24 protein-coding genes are annotated in these 22,544 nt (G+C 59.4%); 12 read left to right on the plus strand and 12 right to left on the minus strand.

What is annotated here, in order from left to right; all coding sequences use genetic code 11:
* Positions 1-153: 153 nt before the first annotated feature.
* From hisC to ACJO3M_RS01400, 10 genes are all read right to left on the minus strand, one after another.
* The gene (gene hisC / locus ACJO3M_RS01355; RefSeq protein WP_406999014.1) at positions 154-1,206 is read right to left on the minus strand and encodes a histidinol-phosphate transaminase; all 1,053 of its coding nucleotides are present in this window, start codon (positions 1,204-1,206) and stop codon (positions 154-156) included.
* Between the two features lie 200 nt (positions 1,207-1,406).
* Positions 1,407-2,714, minus strand: coding sequence for a histidinol dehydrogenase (gene hisD, locus ACJO3M_RS01360; RefSeq protein ID WP_406999016.1), 1,308 nt, complete (start codon positions 2,712-2,714; stop codon positions 1,407-1,409).
* Positions 2,715-2,959: 245 nt separating this feature from the next.
* Positions 2,960-3,604, minus strand: a complete 645-nt coding sequence (gene hisG, locus ACJO3M_RS01365; protein WP_406999018.1) for an ATP phosphoribosyltransferase — start codon at positions 3,602-3,604, stop codon at positions 2,960-2,962.
* A gap of 29 nt (positions 3,605-3,633) precedes the next feature.
* Positions 3,634-4,896: a UDP-N-acetylglucosamine 1-carboxyvinyltransferase gene (gene murA, locus ACJO3M_RS01370; protein ID WP_406999020.1), complete on the minus strand. Its 1,263-nt coding sequence runs from the start codon at positions 4,894-4,896 to the stop codon at positions 3,634-3,636.
* Positions 4,897-4,926: 30 nt separating this feature from the next.
* Positions 4,927-5,169 (minus strand): BolA/IbaG family iron-sulfur metabolism protein, encoded by a 243-nt coding sequence (locus tag ACJO3M_RS01375; RefSeq protein WP_406988403.1) that lies wholly within the window; start codon positions 5,167-5,169, stop codon positions 4,927-4,929.
* 121 nt (positions 5,170-5,290) lie between these two features.
* Positions 5,291-5,608: an STAS domain-containing protein gene (locus ACJO3M_RS01380; protein WP_406999022.1), complete on the minus strand. Its 318-nt coding sequence runs from the start codon at positions 5,606-5,608 to the stop codon at positions 5,291-5,293.
* A complete protein-coding gene (locus tag ACJO3M_RS01385; protein WP_406999024.1) occupies positions 5,605-6,258 on the minus strand; it encodes an MlaC/ttg2D family ABC transporter substrate-binding protein in 654 nt (217 codons plus the stop codon). The genes ACJO3M_RS01380 and ACJO3M_RS01385 overlap by 4 nt, the downstream gene beginning before the upstream one ends.
* Before the next feature lie 55 nt (positions 6,259-6,313).
* Positions 6,314-6,763 (minus strand): outer membrane lipid asymmetry maintenance protein MlaD, encoded by a 450-nt coding sequence (gene mlaD, locus ACJO3M_RS01390; RefSeq protein ID WP_406999026.1) that lies wholly within the window; start codon positions 6,761-6,763, stop codon positions 6,314-6,316.
* A gap of 57 nt (positions 6,764-6,820) precedes the next feature.
* Positions 6,821-7,603 (minus strand): lipid asymmetry maintenance ABC transporter permease subunit MlaE, encoded by a 783-nt coding sequence (gene mlaE / locus ACJO3M_RS01395; protein WP_406999028.1) that lies wholly within the window; start codon positions 7,601-7,603, stop codon positions 6,821-6,823.
* Positions 7,600-8,412, minus strand: coding sequence for an ATP-binding cassette domain-containing protein (locus ACJO3M_RS01400; protein ID WP_406999030.1), 813 nt, complete (start codon positions 8,410-8,412; stop codon positions 7,600-7,602). The genes mlaE and ACJO3M_RS01400 overlap by 4 nt, the downstream gene beginning before the upstream one ends.
* 188 nt (positions 8,413-8,600) lie before the next feature.
* Here ACJO3M_RS01400 and ACJO3M_RS01405 point away from each other — a divergent pair, with 188 nt between their 5' ends.
* The 12 genes from ACJO3M_RS01405 to yjgA all read left to right on the plus strand — a co-directional run bounded on the left by ACJO3M_RS01405 (position 8,601) and on the right by yjgA (position 17,912).
* Complete coding sequence (locus ACJO3M_RS01405; RefSeq protein WP_406999032.1) at positions 8,601-9,599, plus strand: KpsF/GutQ family sugar-phosphate isomerase; 999 nt, start codon at positions 8,601-8,603, stop codon at positions 9,597-9,599.
* Positions 9,600-9,610: 11 nt separating this feature from the next.
* On the plus strand, positions 9,611-10,168 hold the full coding sequence (locus tag ACJO3M_RS01410; protein WP_406999034.1) for a KdsC family phosphatase: 558 nt from the start codon (positions 9,611-9,613) through the stop codon (positions 10,166-10,168).
* Positions 10,169-10,182: 14 nt separating this feature from the next.
* Positions 10,183-10,800, plus strand: coding sequence for an LPS export ABC transporter periplasmic protein LptC (gene lptC, locus ACJO3M_RS01415; protein WP_406999036.1), 618 nt, complete (start codon positions 10,183-10,185; stop codon positions 10,798-10,800).
* The gene (lptA, locus tag ACJO3M_RS01420) at positions 10,772-11,329 is read left to right on the plus strand and encodes a lipopolysaccharide transport periplasmic protein LptA (RefSeq protein ID WP_406999038.1); all 558 of its coding nucleotides are present in this window, start codon (positions 10,772-10,774) and stop codon (positions 11,327-11,329) included. Before lptC ends, lptA begins: the two co-directional genes overlap by 29 nt.
* Positions 11,307-12,032 carry an LPS export ABC transporter ATP-binding protein gene (gene lptB, locus ACJO3M_RS01425; protein WP_406988418.1) on the plus strand — a complete coding sequence of 242 codons (726 nt, stop codon included), beginning with the start codon at positions 11,307-11,309 and terminating at the stop codon, positions 12,030-12,032. The genes lptA and lptB overlap by 23 nt, the downstream gene beginning before the upstream one ends.
* A 173-nt stretch (positions 12,033-12,205) precedes the next feature.
* Complete coding sequence (locus ACJO3M_RS01430; protein ID WP_406999040.1) at positions 12,206-13,726, plus strand: RNA polymerase factor sigma-54; 1,521 nt, start codon at positions 12,206-12,208, stop codon at positions 13,724-13,726.
* Between the two features lie 84 nt (positions 13,727-13,810).
* Complete coding sequence (hpf, locus tag ACJO3M_RS01435; RefSeq protein WP_406988422.1) at positions 13,811-14,119, plus strand: ribosome hibernation promoting factor; 309 nt, start codon at positions 13,811-13,813, stop codon at positions 14,117-14,119.
* Between the two features lie 88 nt (positions 14,120-14,207).
* A complete protein-coding gene (gene ptsN / locus ACJO3M_RS01440) occupies positions 14,208-14,678 on the plus strand; it encodes a PTS IIA-like nitrogen regulatory protein PtsN (RefSeq protein WP_406999042.1) in 471 nt (156 codons plus the stop codon).
* 28 nt (positions 14,679-14,706) lie between these two features.
* Positions 14,707-15,594, plus strand: coding sequence for an RNase adapter RapZ (rapZ, locus tag ACJO3M_RS01445; protein WP_406999044.1), 888 nt, complete (start codon positions 14,707-14,709; stop codon positions 15,592-15,594).
* Positions 15,595-15,601: 7 nt separating this feature from the next.
* Positions 15,602-15,871, plus strand: coding sequence for an HPr family phosphocarrier protein (locus tag ACJO3M_RS01450; RefSeq protein ID WP_406999046.1), 270 nt, complete (start codon positions 15,602-15,604; stop codon positions 15,869-15,871).
* Between the two features lie 111 nt (positions 15,872-15,982).
* The gene (mgtE, locus tag ACJO3M_RS01455) at positions 15,983-17,344 is read left to right on the plus strand and encodes a magnesium transporter (protein ID WP_406999048.1); all 1,362 of its coding nucleotides are present in this window, start codon (positions 15,983-15,985) and stop codon (positions 17,342-17,344) included.
* Positions 17,345-17,390: 46 nt separating this feature from the next.
* Positions 17,391-17,912, plus strand: coding sequence for a ribosome biogenesis factor YjgA (gene yjgA / locus ACJO3M_RS01460; RefSeq protein ID WP_406999050.1), 522 nt, complete (start codon positions 17,391-17,393; stop codon positions 17,910-17,912).
* Between the two features lie 4 nt (positions 17,913-17,916).
* Here the strand turns inward: yjgA and ACJO3M_RS01465 are convergent, their stop codons facing one another.
* Both ACJO3M_RS01465 and ACJO3M_RS01470 read right to left on the minus strand, forming a co-directional pair.
* Positions 17,917-18,759, minus strand: coding sequence for a carbon-nitrogen hydrolase family protein (locus ACJO3M_RS01465; RefSeq protein ID WP_406999052.1), 843 nt, complete (start codon positions 18,757-18,759; stop codon positions 17,917-17,919).
* Positions 18,760-18,793: 34 nt separating this feature from the next.
* On the minus strand, positions 18,794-22,531 hold the full coding sequence (locus tag ACJO3M_RS01470) for a YhdP family phospholipid transporter (RefSeq protein ID WP_406999054.1): 3,738 nt from the start codon (positions 22,529-22,531) through the stop codon (positions 18,794-18,796).
* Between the last annotated feature and the right edge of the window lie 13 nt (positions 22,532-22,544).

A 22,544-nucleotide genomic window follows, 5' to 3' on the forward strand; every position in this document is an offset into this window, starting at 1 on the left:
TCTGTCTGTAGACTTTGGAGTTATCGGCCAACAGGGAGGGGTGTGCCGGGAAACGCTACAAGCACATCCATGTGCGCTTGATCTCCGGCCATCCATGGCCTCCGACATTCCCGGAACACCCCTCCCTGTCGGCCTTGATCCAGCATGGGTGCTTTACAGGGCTTTAATGCCTTCAATCAGGGCATCGTTCTGCTGAGCGGTGCCAATTGTGATTCGGAGGAAGTCACTGATTCTGGGCTTGTTAAAGTGACGGACGATGATGCCCTGCTCTCTCAGGCCTTTTGCCAATGCTTCGCCGGCCTGAGTTTTGTGGCGGACGAAGATGAAGTTGGCTTTTGACGGTAGCACCTCAAAACCCAGATCTTCCAGCGCGCTGGTGACTCGTTCGCGTTCCGAGATAACGCCATCGCAGCATTTCCGGAACCAGGCTTCGTCTCCGTAGGCGGCTTTTGCGCCGGCGAGGGCCAAGCGGTCCAGGGGGTAGCTGTTGAAGCTGTTTTTGACGCGATTGAGAGCTTCGATGAGGTCCGGGTGCCCTACTGCAAAGCCGACACGCAAGCCGGCCAGTGAGCGGGCCTTGGACAGGGTCTGGGTGACCAGCAGGTTCGGGTATTTATCGACGAGTGTAATTGCGCTTTCGCCGCCGAAATCGATGTAGGCCTCGTCTACTACGACTACGCGGTCAGGGTTAGCCTGCAGGATAGCTTCTACATGCTCCAAACCGAGGTAACGCCCGGTCGGCGCATTCGGGTTCGGGAAGATGACGCCGCCGTTGGGTTGTTTGTAGTCGGCCGGGTTGATTTCAAAGGTGTCGGTCAGGGGAACGGTTTTGCCTTCGATGTTGTAGAGGCCGCAGTACACCGGGTAGAAGCTGTAGGTGACGTCCGGAAACAGGACCGGTTCGCCGTGCTGGAACAGGCCGTAGAAGATGTGCGCCAGGACTTCGTCGGAGCCGTTGCCGAGGAAGACTTGCTCGGGTTTGACGTTGTGGTAGCCGGCGATGGTCTGGCGCAGGCTTTCGCCTTCCGGATCCGGGTACAGGCGCAGGCTGTCGTTCAGTTCGGCCTGGATGGCGTCGATGACTTTGGGTGACGGGCCGAAGGGGTTTTCGTTGGTGTTCAGTTTCACCAGGTTGGCCATTTTCGGCTGCTCGCCCGGTACATAAGGCACCAGGTCGTTGACCAGTGGGCTCCAGAATTTACTCATTTGGGAATTATGCTCCTGAGCATATTGGTGCAGGAGCCCGGCAGGCAGGTCGTCCCAAAAACCGCTACGAGCACATCCATGTGCGCTTCTCTCAGGCCATCCTTGGCCTTCGAAATTTTTGGGACGACCTGCCTGCCGCGCTCTCAAACTTGGGTGATAGCATATTGTCGGATTAGCGAAGCGTAACCCGACAAACCAACTCAATCTTTAACCCGATATTCCGCCGACCGGGCGTGGGCCGTTAACCCCTCACCCCGTGCCAACACCGACGCCACGCGCCCCATTCGATCCGCCCCTTCGGCGCTGAAACCAATGATGGACGAGCGCTTCTGGAAGTCATAAACCCCCAGCGGCGAGGAGAACCGTGCCGTGCCGCTGGTCGGCAGCACGTGGTTCGGGCCGGCGCAGTAGTCGCCGAGGGCTTCGGCGGTGTAGCGGCCCATGAAGATGGCGCCGGCGTGGCGGATTTCTTCCACCAGGGCTTCGGGGTTCTCCACTGAGAGCTCCAGGTGTTCCGGAGCGATCCGGTTGGAGACCCTGGCGGCTTCGCTGAGGTCGGCGACCTGGATCAGCGCGGCGCGGTCGGTCATGGAGGTACGGATGATGTCTGCGCGCTCCATGGTCGGCAGCAGTTTGTTGATGCTGGCTTCGACCGCGTCGAGAAATGCTGCATCCGGGCTGATCAGGATGGACTGTGCCTGTTCGTCGTGTTCGGCCTGGGAGAACAGGTCCATGGCGATCCAGTCAGGGTCGGTTTTGCCGTCACAGATCACGAGGATTTCGGACGGACCGGCGATCATGTCGATGCCGACAGTACCGAAGACTTCGCGTTTGGCAGTGGCAACAAAGATATTACCGGGCCCGACGATCTTATCGACGGCAGGAATGGTTTCAGTGCCGTAGGCCAACGCAGCAACCGCCTGCGCCCCACCAACGGTGAATACGCGATCAACGCCAGCAATGGCCGCGGAAGCCAGCACCATATCGTTCACCACACCGTCCGGTGTAGGAACAACCATGACAACTTCGCCCACACCCGCGACTTTCGCAGGAATGGCGTTCATCAATACGGAAGACGGATAGGCGGCCTTGCCACCGGGAACGTAAAGCCCTGCCCTATCCAATGGTGTGACTTTCTGGCCAAGCACGGTGCCGTCTTCGTCCTCGTACTGCCAGGAATTCTGATTCTGGTGTTCGTGATAACTGCGAACCCGCTCGGCAGCCTTTTCCAGGGCCACACGCTGGTCATCCGGAATGGCACCCAACGCCTTTTGCAGTCTGCTCTGGTCCATTTCCAGCTCGGAAACGCTGCCGACCTTCAGACGATCAAACTTCTCGGTAAACTCCAGAACCGCCTGGTCACCGCGGGTTTTCACTTCATGCAGGATATGACGCACCGACTCATTCACCTGATGATCCACGCTGTCGTCCCAGGCCAGCAGTTTGGCCAGTGCGCTGTCAAAGTCACTTTGGGAGGCGTTTAGTCGTTTGATGGTGATATCGGTCATCTTAGGTTCCTGAGTTGACTTGGTTGAGCCCGATAATTGTGTGCTCAAGCGGGTGAGGCCAGCACTGTCCAGAAGCAGAGCTTGGCGGGCTGGCGGGATCGGGTAAGGCTTTCCAAAACACGCTCAAGCACATCCATGTGGCGCTTGGGCTCCGCCATCCATGGCTCCGCACAGTTTTGGAAAGCCTTACCCGATCCCTCCGTCCAACAATAGTGGACTGGACAGCGCAGGCCTCCCCCGCTTTCTTAGCTTTCTCTACGCTTTTCGACAGCGAGGGACATCTTCTCGATTATGGGGTTAATCCGCTCGTGTTTCATCTTCATGGACGCGCGATTGACCACCAACCGGCTGCTGATGGGTTCGATCAAATCTCTCGGCTCCAGGCCATTGGCCTTCAGAGTGTTGCCGGTATCGACGATATCGACAATTTCGTCCGCCAGGTTCAGGATCGGAGCCAATTCCATCGCGCCATACAGTTTGATGATATCCGCCTGCCGGCCCTGGGCCGAGTAGTAACGGCGTGCCAAGTTAACGAACTTGGTAGCGACACGAATGCGCCCCGCCGGGGCCGGCTTATCCTTGGGGCCGGCGGTCATCAGACGGCAGCGGGAAATATTCAGATCCAGCGGCTCGTAGAGACCATCCCCGCCGTGCTCCATCAGCACATCTTTACCCGTTACACCGAGATCCGCCCCGCCGTACTGCACATAGGTCGGAACATCGGTGGCGCGGATAATCAGCACCCGCACATTGGGATCGGTGGTGGGAAACACCAGCTTGCGGGATTTCTTGATGTCGTCAACCAGCTCAATGCCTGCTTCCGCAAGCAATGGCAGGGTTTCATCGAGGATTCGCCCCTTCGACAATGCGATGGTGATGGAGTCGGTCATGTGTCCTTCCGGTTTCTGATCCGTGTCGATCATGCTGGCAGACGGCGGATACTGGCGCCCAGCAGCTGCAGTTTCTCTTCAATACACTCGTAGCCACGGTCAATGTGGTAGATGCGATCCACAATGGTGTCGCCATCCGCCATCAGACCGGCAATAACCAGGCTGGCAGAGGCGCGCAGGTCGGTCGCCATCACCGGTGCTCCGGTCAGGTACTCAACGCCCTTGATGATCGCCGCGTTGCCCTCGAGGGTGATGTCCGCGCCCATTCGGCTCAGTTCATCCAGGTGCATGAAGCGGTTTTCAAACACCGTTTCCACGATGGTGCCGGTGCCTTCCGCGACGGCATTCATTGCCGCGAACTGGGCCTGCATGTCTGTCGGAAATGCAGGATACGGCGCTGTGCGCAGGCTCACCGCTTTCGGGCGGTTGCCTTTCATATCCAGCTCGATCCAGTCCTTACCGGTGGAAATGTGCGCCCCGGCCTCTTCCAGTTTGAGCAGTACCGCTTCCAGCAGGTCTTCACGGGTGTCTTTCAGTTTCACCCGGCCACCGGTCGCGGCTGCGGCCACCAGATAGGTGCCGGTTTCCACGCGGTCAGGCAGTACGTCGTAGTGGCAGCCGTGCAGGCGCTCCACGCCGTTGATTTCGATGGTCGCGGTGCCATGGCCCTTGATGTCTGCGCCCATGGCGATCAGGCATTCAGCCAGATCCACCACTTCCGGTTCGCGCGCGGCGTTTTCCAGGATGGTTTTGCCGTCCGCCAGGGCCGCGGCCATCATCAGGTTTTCGGTACCGGTGACGGTCACGGTGTCCAGGAAGATGTGGGCGCCCTTCAGGCGACCATTGGTCTTGGCCTTGATGTAACCGTTTTCCACCTTCACTTCCGCGCCCATCATTTCCAGGCCGTGGATGTGCAGGTTCACCGGCCGGCTGCCGATGGCACAACCGCCCGGCAGCGATACTTCCGCCTCACCGAAATGTGCCACCAGCGGACCCAGCACCAGGATGGACGCCCGCATGGTCTTGACCAGTTCGTAGGGCGCATGGAAATGCTTGATGGTGTTGGCGTGGACTTCCACGCTCATTTTTTCATCAATCAGCAATTCCACGCCCATGCGGCCCAGCAGCTCGATCATGGTGGTGATGTCATTCAGGTGCGGCAGGTTACCCACGGTGACCGGCTCGTCCGCCAGCAGGGTAGCAGCCAGTATGGGCAGTGCGGCGTTCTTGGCGCCGGAAATCCGGATTTCACCATTCAGGGGCTTACGGCCCCTGATCAGAAGTTTGTCCACAATAGTCTTCCTGTTATTGGCGGGCAGCTATCAGCCCTGGCGCGCGGCCCACTCAGCCGGGGTAAATGCTTTCGGATGCAGGGCGTGTATGGTGCCATCCATGATGTGCTGGAAAAGCACCTTGTTGATCATTTGCTGCCGCTTGATGGTTGGCAGGCCTTCAAAAACCTCCCCTACCACGACAACCATATAATGGGTGCCATCGACCTGAACCTGCACGTCGCAATCCGGCAGGGCCTGCTTTACCAGTTCAGTAACTTCGGCGGCTTCCATAGAAAATCCTCGGGTGTTTATAAATCAGGGGCGAGATTGTAACCAATTACGCGGCCCGGGTCAGCCAGCAACGAATGACAGAATGGAGAGAGTCAACGGTAGGGGGCAACAGAGACAGGTATCAGGCGACGCCCGATCGAAAACCCGGCAATTGTTCTTCCAGGTTGCTCAGGGCTGCCAGTGAGTTCAACCGGTCACTGACGCCACTGAACGACAGGGCAAGCCCCTGGCTCCCGGCGAGCCGCTGCCAGCAAAGCAACAGGGACAACACCACGCTGTGTGCCGTTTCCATGGCGCTCAGGTTCACGGTCAGATCGCCGGTGGCGGACCGGATCAGCGTCTCACCCTGCTTTCTGGTTGCCAGCACGGTGAGCGGGTCAATCGTCCCGCTCACCGCCAGGGTATCGCCGCGGAGTTCTACCCGGGCGGCTGAACTCATGAATTATCCACTTCGTCTTCGAGGTTGAGAGCTTCCACTGCACTGTCCCAGCCATTGATCACAGCCTGGACTTTCCCCGCATTCTTTTCCATTTCCTGGGCGAAACGGTCACGGAAAGCCAGCCCGATATTGATACCCTCAACGATGATGTTTTCCATCATCCAACGCCCGTCGCCGTTCATGTACATGGAGTAGGTCACCGGATAACGGTTGCCGCCGGAGGTCTGTACTTCCATCTGGACAGAAGCACGCTCACTGTTATTGGCATTGATTTCGGCGCCCAGGACTTCGATAGAGAAGTCATCTGCACTCACCAACGCCTGGGCGTAACTGTCGAACAGGCTGCGCTTGAATTTCTCAACGAACTCATCCCGCTGCTCAGGAGAAGTCTGGCGTGCGTACCGGCCCATCACCCGGGCCGCGATGCGGCGAAAGTCCACGAACTCCCGCAGTTCCTGATCCATACTGCTATAAAAGGCTTCGGGGTCTGTGTCATACAGCCCCTTTTCTGCGTTCAGCTTGTCTACCAGGCGCTGAGTGTTTTCGTCCACATACTTTGCCAGGTCTTCCTCCTGACCGGCGTGAGCGGGAAGCACCAGGGCCGCCATTACGAAAGCAACAAAGAGCATGCTGCGTCTGATCAATACCATGTCTTTCTCCTGTAACGTTTCAGATCCTTGTATCCCCACCCCTTCATCACTCGTACTATTTGCCGGAGGCAAAATTGGTGATCAGGCGCTCAAGATTCATGGCTGACTGGGTTGAATAAAAGCTGTCGCCGGGTTTCAGGGAGTCCATGTCGCCACCGATCGAAATATCAATGTACTGATCCCCGAGTAACCCGGATGTACGTATTACTGCGGAACTGTCCGCCGGAATATTGTCCACGTCTGCATCTATTGCCAGCTCCACCCTGGCCTGGAAAGTCTCCCTGTCCAGGGTCACGCTGCGCACCGAGCCCACCGTGACCCCCGCCATGGCGACCTTACCCCTGCGCGAAATCCCGCCAACATCATTGAAGCTGGCGTACAGGGTGTACGTATCGCCCGTGCTTTTGGTTGACAGCCCGCTCACCTGCAACGCCAGGACCAATATCGCGGCGAGCCCCGCTATGATGAACAGGCCGGTGATGATTTCCGTGGTTCTCTGCGCCATTTCCGGCTCCCGATTAAGTTCTGGTCAATTCTGCTGTACTCGCACCAACAATCCGGGTCAGAAATCCCCGAACATGACGGCAGTAAGCACAAAATCCAGGCCAAGCACGGCCAACGATGAATACACAACGGTTTTGGTGGTGGCCGAACTGATCCCCGCGGAGGTCGGCACGCAATCGTAACCCTGGTAGACCGCAATCCAGGTACAGACGAATCCGAAAACCACCGTTTTCACCACGCCGTTCAGCACGTCATCCACAAAGCTGACCGATGACTGCATATTACCCCAGAACGCACCCTCGAAAACGCCTAGCCATTCGACGCTCACCAGCATACCGCCCCAGATACCCACCACTGAAAAGATCACAGCCAGGATCGGCATCGCGATAAAGCCGGCCCACAGCCTGGGGGCAATCACCCGCCTGAGGGGATCCACCCCCATCATTTCCATACTGGACAGCTGCTCTGTGGCCTTCATCAGGCCGATTTCAGCGGTCAATGCCGAGCCGGCCCGACCGGCGAACAGCAGCGCCGTCACGACCGGACCCAGCTCACGCACCAGTGTCAGCGCGATCATCTGGCCCACAGCAGCTTCGGAGCCGTAGTCACTGAGGATGGTATAACCCTGCAGCCCCAGCACCATGCCGATAAACAGCCCCGACACCACAACAATCGCCAGGGACAATACCCCCACGGCATATAGCTGACGCACCAGTAACGGGAACCCCACCGAGGGCCTCGGCACTCCGGCCAGGGCGCCACCCAGGAAACGGCCGGCGCGGCCCACTGCGGCAACGGTATCAAGCCCCAGGCGGCCAAGCGCGGCAATCCGATCCATCATCTGGAGCCTCCGGAAATTCCCCAGTCGGTCGCGGCATCCGCAGCCGGATAGTGAAACGGCACGGGGCCATCCGGTTGGCCCTGCAGGAACTGCTGCACCTGTTCGGACGGGTGCTGCCTGAGCTCATCGGGAGTCCCCTCGCCGATCACCTGGCCGTCGGCGATGATACAGGCGTAGTGGCAGATGCTGAGGGATTCCGGCACGTCGTGGGAGACCAGCACGCTGGTCAGGCCCATGGAGCTGTTGAGATCGCGAATCAGCTTGACCAGCACGCCCATGGCGATCGGATCCTGCCCGGCAAAGGGCTCGTCATACATGATCAGTTCCGGATCCAGGGCGATACTGCGGGCGAGCGCCACCCGGCGTGTCATGCCTCCGGACAGCTCTGCCGGCATCAGATTCCTCGCCCCCCGAAGACCGACGGCTTCCAGCTTCATCAGTACGATATCCCGGATCATGTCTTCCGGCAGCGAGGTGTGTACCCGCAGGGGAAAGGCGACGTTTTCGAACACGCTCAGGTCGGTGAACAGGGCGCCGCTCTGGAACAGCATGCCCATCTTTTCCCGCAGGGTGTACAGGGCCTTGCGCTTGAGCCCGGGCACATTCTCACCGGCCACGGTAATGGCGCCGGAGTCGGGTTTGAGCTGGCCGCCGATCAGCCGCAGCAACGTGGTCTTGCCGGTTCCGCTCGGCCCCATGATGGCGGTGATCCTGCCACGGGGAATGTCGAGGGTAACGCCATCGAAAATGCGCCGCCCCGAGCGGGTGAACACCACGTCCCTCAATGTTATGTATGCGTCCGAAGCCATAACCCATCCCTATCAAACTGGGGCCTACATTATGCGAACCCGGTTGGAAGCTCAATCCGTCCTTCACAAAATGTCCTGATCGCAATGATCAGTTTCCTTCAACAAGGCCCTGCAGCCTCGTGAAGTGATATACTCTCGCCAATTCATTCAGTGTCCCCAATGACGACAAGGTGCGAGCCGAAAACATCATGAGCGACAGCAACAAGTCCACAGCCGACATCAATCAGACCTTCCGGGACTCGGCGCTCCGGGCCATTGAAATCGAGAAGGACGCCATTGCCGCCCTTTCGGACCGCATCGATGATCACTTCATCCGCGCCTGCGAGGTCATCATGGCGTGCAAGGGGCGCGTGGTGGTTACCGGCATGGGAAAATCCGGCCATATCGGCAACAAGATTGCCGCCACCCTGGCCAGCACCGGCACCCCGTCTTTTTTCGTGCATCCCGGTGAGGCCAGCCATGGCGACCTGGGCATGATTACCGGCCAGGATGTCGTGCTCGCCATCTCCAACAGCGGTAATACCAGCGAGGTGGTCACGATTCTGCCGCTGCTGCGCCGCATGGGAGCCCCCTTGATCAGCATGACGGGCAACGCGGACTCCACCCTGGCAAAGGAAGCGGTGGCGAATCTGGACGTCAGCGTGACCCTGGAGGCCTGCCCCCTGGGGCTGGCACCCACGTCCAGCACCACCGCCACCCTGGTGATGGGGGATGCCCTGGCGGTCGCACTGCTGGAAGCCCGAGGCTTCAGCGCCGAAGATTTTGCGTTTTCCCACCCGGGTGGCAGCCTGGGACGCCGCCTGCTGCTGCGGGTTTCCGACATCATGCACACCGGTGACCGCATTCCCCGGGTAACCGGCGACACCCCCCTGAGCGGTGCACTGCTTGAAATGTCCCGCAAGGGCCTGGGCATGACCACCGTAGTGGATGCGGACGGCAACATGACAGGCGTGTTCACCGACGGCGACTTGCGCCGCACGCTGGACAAATCCTTTGACGTTCACACCACCCCCATTCACCAGGTGATGACCCACAACGGCAAGACCATCCAGGCCGACCATCTGGCCGCGGAGGCGCTGAATATCATGGAAGAGATGAAGATCAACGCCCTGCCTGTCACCGATGAGAACGGTCAACTGGTCGGCGCGATCAACATGCACGACCTGCTCCGCGCCGGCGTAATCTGAGGAGCCAACGGATGACAGACACCCTGCGCCCGCAGTGGCCCGCACGCATTCTCGACAAGGCCGCCGGCATTCACCTGCTGGCCCTGGATGTCGATGGCATCATGACCGATGGCAAGCTGTTTTTCAGTGCCACCGGCGATGAAATGAAGGGCTTCAATATTCTGGACGGACTTGGCCTCAAACAGGTCATGGCCGCGGGCATGACCGTTGCCGTAATTACCGGGCGCACGTCGCCGCTGACCGAGAAGCGTATGAAGGATCTTGGCATTCCGCACCTGATGCAGGGCCGCGAAGACAAGAAAGTGGCGCTGCAAGAGCTGGTGGACACGCTGGGGGTAGCTGCGGAAAGCATCGCCTATATGGGAGACGACCTGCCGGATCTGCCGGCCATCCGTTTCGCCGGCCTCGGGATCACAGTACCTAATGGCTATTGGCTGGTCCGCGAACACGCGGACGTATGCACATCGGTTGCCGGCGGCAGTGGCGCGGTGCGCGAGGTGTGCGATCTGCTGCTGACCGCGCGCGGCAAGCTTGACTCCACCCTGGCAAGCTACACCCAGGCCGACTGAAGGATCCCGTCACTATGAGAGGCAACCTGCTTTCGACCCTGCTGCTGGCTGACCGCCCCGTGCTGAGAACCCTGGCGCTGGGCTGTACCGTTGTGGCTCTGGTGATGATGATGTGGCAGAGTGACGAGCCTCAGGAACCGGTGGAGGCAGCAGCCCTGAGGGGACAGTCCGAACCCGATGGTTTTGTGGTCAACGGTCGATACCGCTCGTTTGATGACACCGGAAGACTGACCGTGTGGTTTGAAAGCCCACGCATTGAACAGTTTGAATCCGACAACAAGGCGCTGATGGCGTCCCCCAGGGCACGATTGTACAGCGAGGGCGAAGATGAGCCCTGGCGCCTGAGCTCGGATAGCGGAACCTTCCTGCAGGCGGAGGGCCTGCTACTCCTGGAGGACAATGTCAAAGTGATTCGCCATACCAGCGATAACCGGCAGGGCATACTGACGACTTCCAGACTGACGCTGGACAACAGTAGTCGTACAGTCTATACCGACGCACCGGTGAAACTGACCGACTCCTTCAGCGTAACCCGGGCCATCGGCATGAAGGCGTGGATTGATGACCGCATACTCGAACTCAACTCACAGGTGGAAGGACGCTATGAGCCTGGCCAACAAGCCAATCCGTAAATTGACTGCCGCACTGGCCGCCTTGCTGGTTGCCGGATCCGCTGCTGCTTTCAATCTGGATTCCGACATCCCGATCACAGTCAACGCGGACAACGCGCGGCTGGACGACAGCAAGGGCGTTGCCACCTACACCGGTGATGTCATCCTGACCCAGGGCGCCACCGAGCTTACCGCCGACAAGGTGATCCTGTACCGGGACGAGAACGGCCTCCGGCGTATCGAGGCAACCGGCCGGCCCGCCCATTACCGGCAACCCGCCCGGGATGGTCAGGGTGAAACCGATGCCCGCGCCCTCAATATCACCTATTCCGCTCCGGAGAGCCGGCTGACGTTCGAACGCGAAGCGGAAATCGAACAGAACGGCAACCTGTTCCGTGGCGACATCATTCATTATGATAGCGTCGATCGGGTAGTTACCGCCGAAGGTGCTGCCGAAGAAACCAACGGCAGTGGCCGTGTTGAAATGGTTATCCAGCCACGCAACAGCCAAAACAGACAGGATTCGGATGGCAGTTCTCAGGGCCAGTAATCTGGCGAAAAGCTACAAGCAAAAGAAAGTGGTCCTTGACGTCTCCCTGGAGATCCGCAGCGGCGAAATCGTTGGCCTTCTGGGTCCCAACGGGGCCGGCAAGACCACCTGCTTCTACATGATCGTGGGTCTGGTGCCGGCGGATAATGGCCGCATCACCATCGACAGCCAGGACATCACTCCGCTGCCCATGCATGGCCGGGCGCGCAGAGGCATTGGTTACCTGCCCCAGGAAGCGTCGGTGTTCCGCAAGCTGACGGTGCGGGACAACATCATGGCCATCCTGGAAACCCGCAAGGAACTCAAGCGGACCGATCGCGAGAGCAAGGTGGAAGAGTTGCTGGAGGAGTTTCACATTACCCACATCCGTGACAGCGTTGGTATGGCGCTGTCCGGCGGTGAGCGGCGGCGGGTGGAAATTGCCCGGGCACTGGCCATGGAGCCGGCGTTTATCCTGCTGGACGAACCGTTTGCCGGTGTTGATCCGATTTCAGTCAGCGATATCAAGCAGATAATCCGCCACCTGCGGGACAAGGGCATCGGCGTTCTGATTACCGATCACAACGTGCGTGAAACCCTGGATATCTGTGAGAACGCCTACATTGTGTCGGGCGGCCACATCATTGCCTCCGGCAATTCCGAGGAAATCCTGGCCAACCAGCAGGTGAAAGAGGTTTACCTTGGCAATGAATTCCGACTTTGACGTAACGCATATTCCGGCACCGCCGTCTTCATGACCCAATTGTCATGTTGGTGACAAGCAAGTACACTCGGCAAAGAACTTGCTTGGTCTGGCAAGTAGCCAGCATACAACGAATTTTTTTGCAATCACCCGTTAAGACGGTGCTATTGAGTCACGGATCCTGAACCATGGTTATGAAAGCGTCATTACAGTTAAAACTGGGTCAGAGCCTGACCATGACGCCCCAGTTGCAGCAGGCGATCAAGCTTCTGCAACTCTCCACACTGGACCTGCAGCAGGAAATCCAGCAGGCGCTGGACTCGAACCCCATGCTGGAAACGTCGGAAGATGACGACGCGCCCGACGCCAACGAATCCGGGCAGGACAACGAGGAGTCGGCCAAGGCCGAGGAAACCGCTTCAGCGGCGGAATCCGCCACCGATTGGGATGAATCCGAGAACGGCCCCGACTGGTCGTCGGAGAACGACATTCCCGACAACATCCCCGATGACCTGCCGGTAGACACCGCCTGGGATGACATCTACCAGTCCGCGCCAGCACCGGCGGCCCGCAACGACGACGAAAACGACAGCGACTTCGAAACCCGCAACTCCCCGACGGAAACCCTTCAGGACCATCTCGAGTGGCAGCTGAACCTGACCCCCCTCAGCGAACGGGACCAGGCCATCGCCCACGCCCTGATGGACGCGGTAGACGAACGCGGATACCTGACCACCTCCATTGAGGAAATCCATTCCGGACTGCTTGACGACACGGAAGACGACCCGCTGGAACTGGATGAAGTGGAAGCTGTGCTGCACCGCCTGCAACACTTTGATCCTCCCGGCGTCTTTGCCTGTGACCTGCAGGGGTGCCTGCTGATCCAGCTGAACCAACTGCCCCCGGACACCCCCTGGCTGGCCCAGGCGCGACTGGTTATCACCCATTACATCAACCTTCTGGGCAACCGGGATTACGCGCAACTGCTGCGCCGCAGCCGCCTGAAGGAAGACCAGCTGCGGGAAGTGCTGGCGCTGATCACCAGCCTCAACCCGCGCCCGGGCGATTCGGTGGACCGGGCGGAGCCGGACTATGTCATTCCCGACGTGATGGTTCGCAAGCATAACGGGCGCTGGCGTGTTGAACTCAACCCGGACATTGCGCCGCGGATCCGGGTCAATGCCAGCTACGCTTCCCTGATCAAGCGCGCGGACAGCAGTGCCGACAACACCTACCTGAGAGATCAGTTGCAGGAAGCCAAATGGTTCATCAAGAGCCTGCAGAGCCGGAACGAAACCCTGCTCAAGGTGGCAACCCGCATTGTCGAGCACCAGCAGGGATTCCTGGATCATGGCGAGGAAGCCATGAAGCCGCTGATCCTCTCGGACATAGCCCAGGCCGTGGAAATGCATGAGTCCACCATTTCCCGGGTGACCACACAGAAATACATGCACACCCCCCGTGGCATCTTCGAACTAAAGTACTTTTTCTCCAGCCATGTCAGCACCGATGAAGGCGGAGAGTGTTCCTCAACCGCGATCCGTGCCATGATCAAGAAACTGATTGCGTCAGAAACTCCGAAAAAGCCATTGAGCGATAGCAAAATTGCAGCCATGCTAGGAGAACAGGGCATCAAGGTAGCCAGGCGGACCGTAGCCAAATATCGGGAGGCTATGCACATTCCGCCATCCAACGAACGAAAACGGCTGGTTTGACCCGACAGGATCCGCCGGCGTGAACAGCGCTGGCACACCGTCAGCCCTTAACAGGGGCCGGCAAGATGACGACAGGAGACGCCTATGCAACTCAATATTTCAGGCCACCATGTAGAATTGACCCCCGCACTGAAAGATTACGTATCAGGCAAGTTTGAAAAGCTCGAGCGCCATTTTGACCACATCAGCAACTGCCAGGTAACGCTTGAGGTGGAGAAGGTACGGCAGATGGCGGAGGCGACACTCCATGTGATTGGCGGTGAGATTCACGCAAAGGCGGAAAACGATGACATGTACGCAGCGATTGATTCGCTGATTGACAAGCTGGACCGTCAGATTCTCAAGCACAAGGAAAAGAACGTCGATCGTATGCATGGTAACGGCGCCCGTTAAGGCGCTGTTTTCCAGGCATTCAAAACAATCGAGCTGCGGCATGGGTTAACATGCCGCAGCCTTTTTTTTACGGAATTGCAGTCGATCCATGAGCGACACATCCCTGACTATCGAAAACATACTTGCACCGGAGCTGACCCTTTGCCGGGTAGCTGCGTCCAGCAAGAAACGCGTTCTGGAATTCATTGCCGAGGAGGTAAATCAGCAGGACGCCTCCCTCAGTGAGACCCAGATCTTCAACAACCTGATCTCACGGGAGCGGTTGGGAAGTACCGGCATCGGCCAGGGGATCGCTATCCCTCATTGCCGCCTGGACGGCCTGGACCGAGTGGTAGGCGTGCTGTTTACGCTGGAAGAAGGCGTGGGCTTTGACGCCATTGACAATCAGCCGGTGGACCTGGTGTTTGCCCTGATTGTTCCCAAGGAAGCCACCAGCGAACACCTGGAACTGCTCAGCCAGCTGGCGGAGAAGTTCAACGATCGCGGATTTTGCGATCAACTGCGGCAGTGTACCGATGCCCAGTCTCTTTACAGCCGCATGCTGGACAGTAACGGCTGATATTTTACTGACCGGAGGCAAACAGGCGATGAAACTGATTATTGTCAGTGGCAGGTCGGGCTCAGGGAAAAGTACGGCGCTGCATGTACTGGAAGACCTTGGTTTTTACTGTATTGATAACCTGCCCATTGGCCTGCTCTTCCCCCTGACCAAGGAAGCCGCCAGCCACAGCGACACTCCCGGTCGCCTGAAGAAGATGGCGGTCAGCATTGATGCCCGCAACCTGGCGGGTGAACTGACCAATTTCGAAGCCATTTACCGCCAACTCCAGAATACCGGCGTGACCGTCGAGATCATTTACCTGGACGCGGACGAACAATCCCTGCTTCAGCGTTTCCATGCCACCCGGCGCAAGCACCCGCTGAGCGACGACAAGACCTCGCTCCGTGAGGCCATCAGCAACGAGAAAAAACTGCTGGAACCGCTGTCCAAACTGGCCGACCTTTACGTCAACACCACCGGCATGTCCATGTATGAGTTACGTGACATGGTCAAACAACGGATCGTCGGTCGCAAGGAGCAGGAACTGGCGCTGCTGTTCCAGTCGTTCGGGTTCAAGCACGGCGTGCCACTGGACTCTGACTACGTCTTCGACGTGCGCTGCCTGCCCAACCCTTACTGGGACACAAGCCTGCGACAGTTTGTCGGCACTGAGCAACCGGTCATCGATTTCCTGGAAAAGGAACCACTGACCCGCAAGATGGTCGAGGACCTGACCACGTTCCTGGAAAGCTGGCTTCCTACCTTCGCTGACAGCAACCGAAGCTATATGACCATCTCCATCGGCTGCACCGGCGGCCAGCATCGCTCCGTCTACGTCTGCGAACAACTTGGCCAGCATTTCCGCCAGAAGTACAGCAACGTTCAGGTGCGCCACACGGAACTGCCGCACCTGCAACCCCGGGACCCAGCGTAACCTGCTTATGATTCGCCGAAACATCACCATTATCAACAAGCTGGGGTTGCACGCACGGGCAACCGCCAAGCTGGTTGCAACGGCGTCCGCTTACCAAAGTACCGTGAGAATCTGCGGCAAGGGCCGTGAGGTTGATGCCAAGAATATCATGCAGGTCATGATGTTGGCGGCCAGCAAGGGAACGGAAGTAGAGCTGATTGCAGACGGCGAGGACGAACAACAGGCCATTGAAGCCCTGGCCGAGCTAATCAATGACTATTTTGGCGAAGGCGAGTAAGGCCCCGTCTCGCTCGCCGGGCGGTTTTCTTCGACATTCACCTACAACTCTTTCTCACCTGTACCGCCTAACTCCGCTATAATACGGGGGTTTTCTGACTGTGGGTGATTCATGACCGATATTCTGGAAAAAAGCCAGGCCCGCCAGCGCCTTCGCTCCCTCAGCGAAGCGTTGGACAGTGGTGCGCTGAAACAGGTTGCACGCATCCTGAATGGCGGCCTGAGCCCCAGTGATATTGCTCACCTGCTGGAATCGTCACCGCCCCGCCAGCGGGCTCTGCTGTGGAACCTGGTCGATAAGCAGCTTGAAGGGGAGGTTCTCCAGTACCTCAGCGATGACATCCGGGGCTACTTCCTCAGCCAGCTTAATGCCCAGGAACTGGCGGACATCCTGGAAGATTTCGAGTCGGATGACCTGGCCGACTTGCTGCAACAGCTGCCGGATACCGTCATCCAGGAAGTCCTGGATACCATGGACGAGCAGGACCGGCAGCGGGTAGAGGAAGTTCTGTCCTACCCGGAGGACACCGCCGGCGGCCTGATGAACACGGACACCATCACGGTGCGCCCGGACATCAGCATCGATGTGGTATTACGCTACCTGCGCAGGCACCGCAACCTGCCGCCAATGACCGACAGCCTGATCGTGGTGAGCCGGCGGGATGAGTTCATTGGTATGCTCCCGATCACCAAGATGCTGGTCTCCAATCCGGCGGCGACGGTGCGGGAAGTGATGGACACTGACATTGAACCCATTCCGGTGCTGTTGTCGGACACCAAGGTTGCCACCCTGTTTGAGCGCTACGACCTGATTTCCGCGCCGGTAGTGAATGAGGATGGTCGCCTGCTGGGCCGTATCACCATCGATGACGTGGTAGACGTTATCCGCGAGGACGCAGACCATTCGCTGATGAGCATGGCCGGTCTGGATGAGGACGAGGATACGTTCGCGCCAATCCTTAAAACGACCCGGCGCCGGGCCATCTGGCTGGGCATCAACCTGATTACCGCGTTCATTGCGTCCGGCGTTATCGGCATTTTTGAGGACACCATCGCCAAGGTGGTTGCACTGGCGGTGTTGATGCCCATTGTCGCCAGCATGGGCGGCATTGCCGGCAGCCAGACCCTGACCCTGGTGATCCGCGGCATGGCCGTGGGCCAGATCAGCGGCGTTAACGTCCGCTGGCTGCTGAACCGGGAGTTTGTGGTGGGCATGCTCAACGGCGTGCTCTGGGCCGTGGTGGTTGCCACGGCCGCAACGCTCTGGTTCAAGGATGTGTTGATTGGGGGTATCATTGCCGCGGCGTTGATTATCAATCTGGTAGCCGCCGCCCTGGTGGGTACGGTCCTGCCGCTGTTTCTCAAATCCCGTAATATTGACCCGGCGCTGGCCGGCAGCGTGATTCTGACTACGGTTACGGATGTGGTGGGTTTCATGGCCTTTCTTGGGCTGGCTACCATATTCTATGCATAAATCCCTGTCGGATGAGCGAAGCGTAATCCGACGAACAGGCAACATTATGAACGATCACCAAGACAACGACGCGCCGGAATACTCTGGCCCCAGCAAATCCCAGCTGAAGCGGGAAATGCACGCCCTTCAGGATCTCGGCAAACGCATGCTGGAGCTGAGCAATGACCAGCTCGAAACCCTGACCATCAGCGACACCCTGAGGGCTGCGATCGAGGAATCCCGCCGCATTCGCCAGAATGAGGCCAAGCGCCGGCACCTGCAGTTCATCGGCAAGGTGATCCGCCAGGAAGACGATCCGGATGCCCTGAAGCGGGCGATTGATGCATTCGACGCCGGCAGCGAGGAACACACCCGCCGCCACCACCTGGCGGAACGCTGGCGTGACCGCATGATCAGCGAGGGCGATTCAGCGGTGGGCGAATTCGTGAACTATTGCCCCGGCGCCGATATCCAGCACCTGCGCAACCTCGCGCGTAATGCCCGCAAGGACGCGGAAAAGCAGAAGAATACCGGACAGGCGAGAAAGCTGTTCCGGTATTTGCGGGAAGCGATTGACGACGTGGAGTAGTTTTTTATAATCGCCGATGTTCCCAGACTGGCATGCGGGTGCGGACGTTGGCCAGGTGGTCGGCGTCCAGGGCTGCGGTCACCACTCCGGGGCCTTCTTCTGTAATCTCCGACACCACCTTGCCCCAGGGGTCGCAAATCAGGCTGTGGCCGTAGGTACGGCGGCGCTCGCTATTCTGACCGCCCTGCCCGGCAGCCACCACCCAAACCTGGTTCTCGATAGCCCTGGCGCGGATCAGCGCGTGCCAGTGGGCGTCCCCGGTCTGCCAGGTGAACGCACTGGGCAGGCAGATCCAGTCCGCCTCTTTGTCCCGCAGTGCGCGAAAGAGTTCGGGGAATCGCAGGTCATAGCAGATCGCCATCCCCAACCGGCCAAAAGGCGTTTCAATAGTCACCACGGCATCGCCGGGTTCGAACGTATCGGATTCCCGGTATTGGCCGTGGGCGTCTTCCACCATGGCGTCGAACAGGTGAATCTTGTCATACCGGCCAACCTCTTTGCCCTGATCATCGTAAACCAGGGCGGTGGCGCGGACCCGACCGTCGATCGCTGATCCGTCCGGGCGAGTGCCCATGGGTAATGAGCCCCCCACAATCCAGATCCCCAACCGGCGCGCCTGGTCAGCAAGGAATTGGCGGATGACCGGCGCGTCTGATGCCTCCTGCTGGCCACAAGTGACCATCTGGGAGGTGGCCAGCACCGCAAAGTTTTCCGGCAACACAGCCACACGGGCTCCTGCCCGCGCCGCTTCAGTCAGTAACCGGCCGGCTTCGCGCAGGTTGGCATCAATATCGTGGGTACTCACCATCTGGATGGCGGCGACGGTGGGTGCAGAAATATTGGTCATGGTCAGGCTCCGTTATCGTGCCGGGTTACGGGAATCACTCGCCGGTGTCGAATACCCGCCGCAGGTCTACCTCCGGCTCATCCCAGCTTCCGGTTACACTATAGGACGCACTGGTCAGTTTGCTCAATGGGTCTCCAAGAATCTTGTCCAGTACGAACAGGGCCCCGCCAATGGGCGCCCCGGCTCCCATCAGCAGTGCAGCCAGCGGCAGATTCTGGGTCAACGGCAAGACCACCACCAACCGCATGTCCAGGGTTTCTTCCTCCATGTCGGTTGTACCGGACAGCTTGAAGGCGCCGGATGGCCCCACCACCTGTAACTCCGGATCCCAGCTAAGCAACCCATCGGTAATCACGGCTTTGCCGGAAATGGCGTCGAAGGCAACGCCCGCCTCGTACAGATCGGAGAAGTCCAGCTTCAGGCGACGCCAGAGGGTATCGGCGTTCAGCAGGTTGAACACGCGGAACACCTGGGCGGTATTATTGCGTTCCAGAATAACACCGTCATCCAGTCGCAGGCTGACCGACCCGCTCAGGGCCTCGAACCCGAATTCATTGGGGCGGCCCGGCCAGTCAAGGTCCAGCTGGATAGCGGTTTCTTCGTTACGCAGCGGTATATCGGCATCAAACAGGTTGCCCAGGTCTCCCAGGGTGCCGCCCTCGATATTGCCCGCAAAGCGAGTCATCTCCCTGTCGCCGGCAATACTCCAGGTCATGTCACCGGCCAGTTTCAGCGAGTTGAGCTGGCCCTCAATCGCCTCCACCTTCAGGCGAAGGGGTTCCGGTCTGAGGCGAAAGGCCCAGCGGCCCAGCTCATCGTCGTTCAGCCTGAGTCGGGCGATACTCACGTTGATATCCGGCCACTCCCCTATTTCCAGCGCACGAAATGCTTCCAGCTGCTCATCAACCGTCAACAATTCGCTCTGATCCGGCTCTGTTCCGCCTTCACGAGTCAGATGAAGACTCTCGAAATCAGCAGTAATGGGATCATCGCCATCCGGCAGCACCACTCGCCCGACTGCCCGGTCCGAGCGGGTGTTGACGACCCACTGATCCCCCAGGTCACTGGCCGCGACGTCAATGTTCGTCAGTAGCTGGCGCCCCAGCCACAGCCGCTCGATATCCAGATCAAAACCACCGGATTTCCGTAGAAGATCAAATGACAGCCGGTTCTCCCAGGTCACGGCAATGCCAAGGCCACCTTCACGGGCCGGATCAATGGTCACGCTCAGGGGGGCCCCCTCATCCGTGGTCTTGGCCAGCGGTTCGGGCCAGTCAACGGACACGCCTTCCAGGTTGGAACGGATGGTCACCGTCGAGGCGGTTTCCGGCGACACATTCAGGGTGGCGGTGTAATCCGTTTCGCCCTCCAGACCCAGGCCCACATCGCTCCCAAGGCCCGCACGGGTAAACGCCTGCGGCAGGCTGATCCGCCCCCGCTGCTGGATGGTCATGGCGCCGCTGCCGTCATTCCGAGACAACGTGACAGTAACCGGATCACCCAGGAACACCGCTTTCAGCGGCTCACCAGAAAATCCGGAGGTATTACTGAACCCAAGCTCCCCCGACAACTGCTCCCAGACCAAATCCGCTTCCGGGTAGGCGACCTGTCCGTTCTGTGTCGCCACCCTGGCTTCCACGTCCGGCTCGCCACTACCATCCAGGGGCATCTGCAGCCCCAGATCCAGTTGATAGTCACCACCAACCGATATGCTCCGCCCGGCAGCCCCCGCCATTTCGCCCAGCGGGCTGTTCTCCATCCAGTACGACACCGCCGCCCCTGGAACCGCCGCAGATGCGTCCACGAAGAGCCGCAGGCGATTGTCCACCGGCTCCACCCGCACCTGCCCCCGCTCGAGTTGCAGTTGTCCGGTGGTGCCCTGCTCCAGCTCAACCCGGGTCTGTCCGTTGTGAATGAACACTTCGCCCCGGCCGTTTTCCACGGCCGGCCAGCGCTCGTCGTAACGCACGCTGGCGTTATCGAAGCGATACCGCATGGATGACACGAAGGACCCCGGTGGCGCGTCCCGGTTGATCAGCCCGTGACCGTAATAGACGCCCTCGGTGATATCCGCATCGGTAATGGCTGTGGTCAGCCACTCATACAGCCCGGGATCAACCACATGCACCGGCACAAACTCGGCCAGCATGTCAGCCTCACCATTCCTGACGCCCACCTGCAGGCTGAGGTTATCCTCACCCTCACGATCCATGCGCAGATCAAACGCCCCGGTCAGTTCGGTGTTCTCGCCATATTCCATGCGGATGTCGTCGGACCAGACCCGGGTAATGGGCCCCTCCATCTGCCACGCCACCCTCGCACCGAGCGAGGTCATTATCCAGTTATCGCGAAACAACAGGGGAAAACCCAGCGTCGCGTTTTCGCTATCGGCCACCACATAGCCGCGACGGTGATCCATCACGATACGACCATTCAGCCCCCGCACTTCCGGAGCCCCGCGATAGGCTTCGACACTGACGTCGTCCAGCATCCCGAAGAGCTCAAACCCTTCGCCGTCCTGACCGGGCACCTGCACACGCAAATCGTCAAGCCGGCCCCCCGGGCGGTAATTATCCAGCGCCTGACTCGCGACCGGGGGCAACAGACCAATGCTGGAGACCACCCTCCGCAACGGTCTGAGCGGCACCTCATCAGCGATGATATCCAGCCCTTCTTGGCGCCGGATCACCCGCAGGTTGAAGGGAGACACCTGATCGCCATCCCAGGTCCACTCCAGGTCATTGAGATGAAGCTCGCCATCACCGGCCAGGGTTTCAAGGTCGACCGGTTCATCTTCCGTCAGCCCGGTCTCGCTGCGACGCCAGCCAAACCTGGCACGAATGTCCTCCAGTGGCGCCAGGGACTCACGATCCACTCCAAGCTGAAGATAGGGTGTTTCCACCGTGCCGGTCACCTGTTCCAGACGCCCTTCGCGGAAGGTCAGCCAGGCATGGCCGCCCAGGTCGAAACCCTCCACGCGGATGTTCCGCCAGCTATATTCGTCAACCAGACCGTCGAACAGCCGTCCCGAGTTCACATCGACATAAAGCTGGCCGGTGAAATCGCCCCGGAAAAAGTGCTGTCCCAGCAGGCTGAAGCTGGCCAGTTGCTCGGTGGTTCCCGCCTGCATGGCCCGGCCCGACGCCTTGAATAGCCCACGGTGGTATACCAGGTCCAACTGCGGAATATCGAGGTGGCGGATCTTGTCGTTATTGTCCCGGACTCCGAGACTGACGCGGGTAATCTTCACGCGGGGGTCCGACAGCCAGTCTCCGGCCCGGTCCAGCCACAGTTTAAGGTCGTTGGTGACCGGTTCCGGCAGATCCGCCCCTTCGACGGAAACCGCCCCACGGGGTGTCTGATTGAGGGTCAGCGCCAGACCATCGGCTTCGAACTCGCCAAATACAATGCGGAAACGGAACAGGGAGGAGAGGGTGTCCAGGCGGATACGAAGGTGCTGCAGGGACGCCGCGATCTCGCTGCCGTCCTCGCTTCTGACGACAAGGTCGCGAGCCTCAAGGGAAGGATCCAGCCAGGTCCAGCCGGATCTCAGGGACCCTATCGAGATCTCGTGCCCGAGCTCCTGCGACAGGCGTGCTTCAATGTCATTCCGGAAGCTGTCGATGTTCTGGGTCAGTTGCCGTCCGATTCCGGCAAACAGCGCCAGCAGGACCAATGCGACCAGCAGCGACCACCACACCAGGCTGGCCAGTCTGGAGGCCAGCCGGACCGGTGTGCTCTCCGGATCCTGGTCGTCGATCATGGATGACATCGCTTATCTATGA

Source organism: Marinobacter alkalisoli (assembly GCF_045449795.1).
Taxonomy (GTDB): domain Bacteria; phylum Pseudomonadota; class Gammaproteobacteria; order Pseudomonadales; family Oleiphilaceae; genus Marinobacter.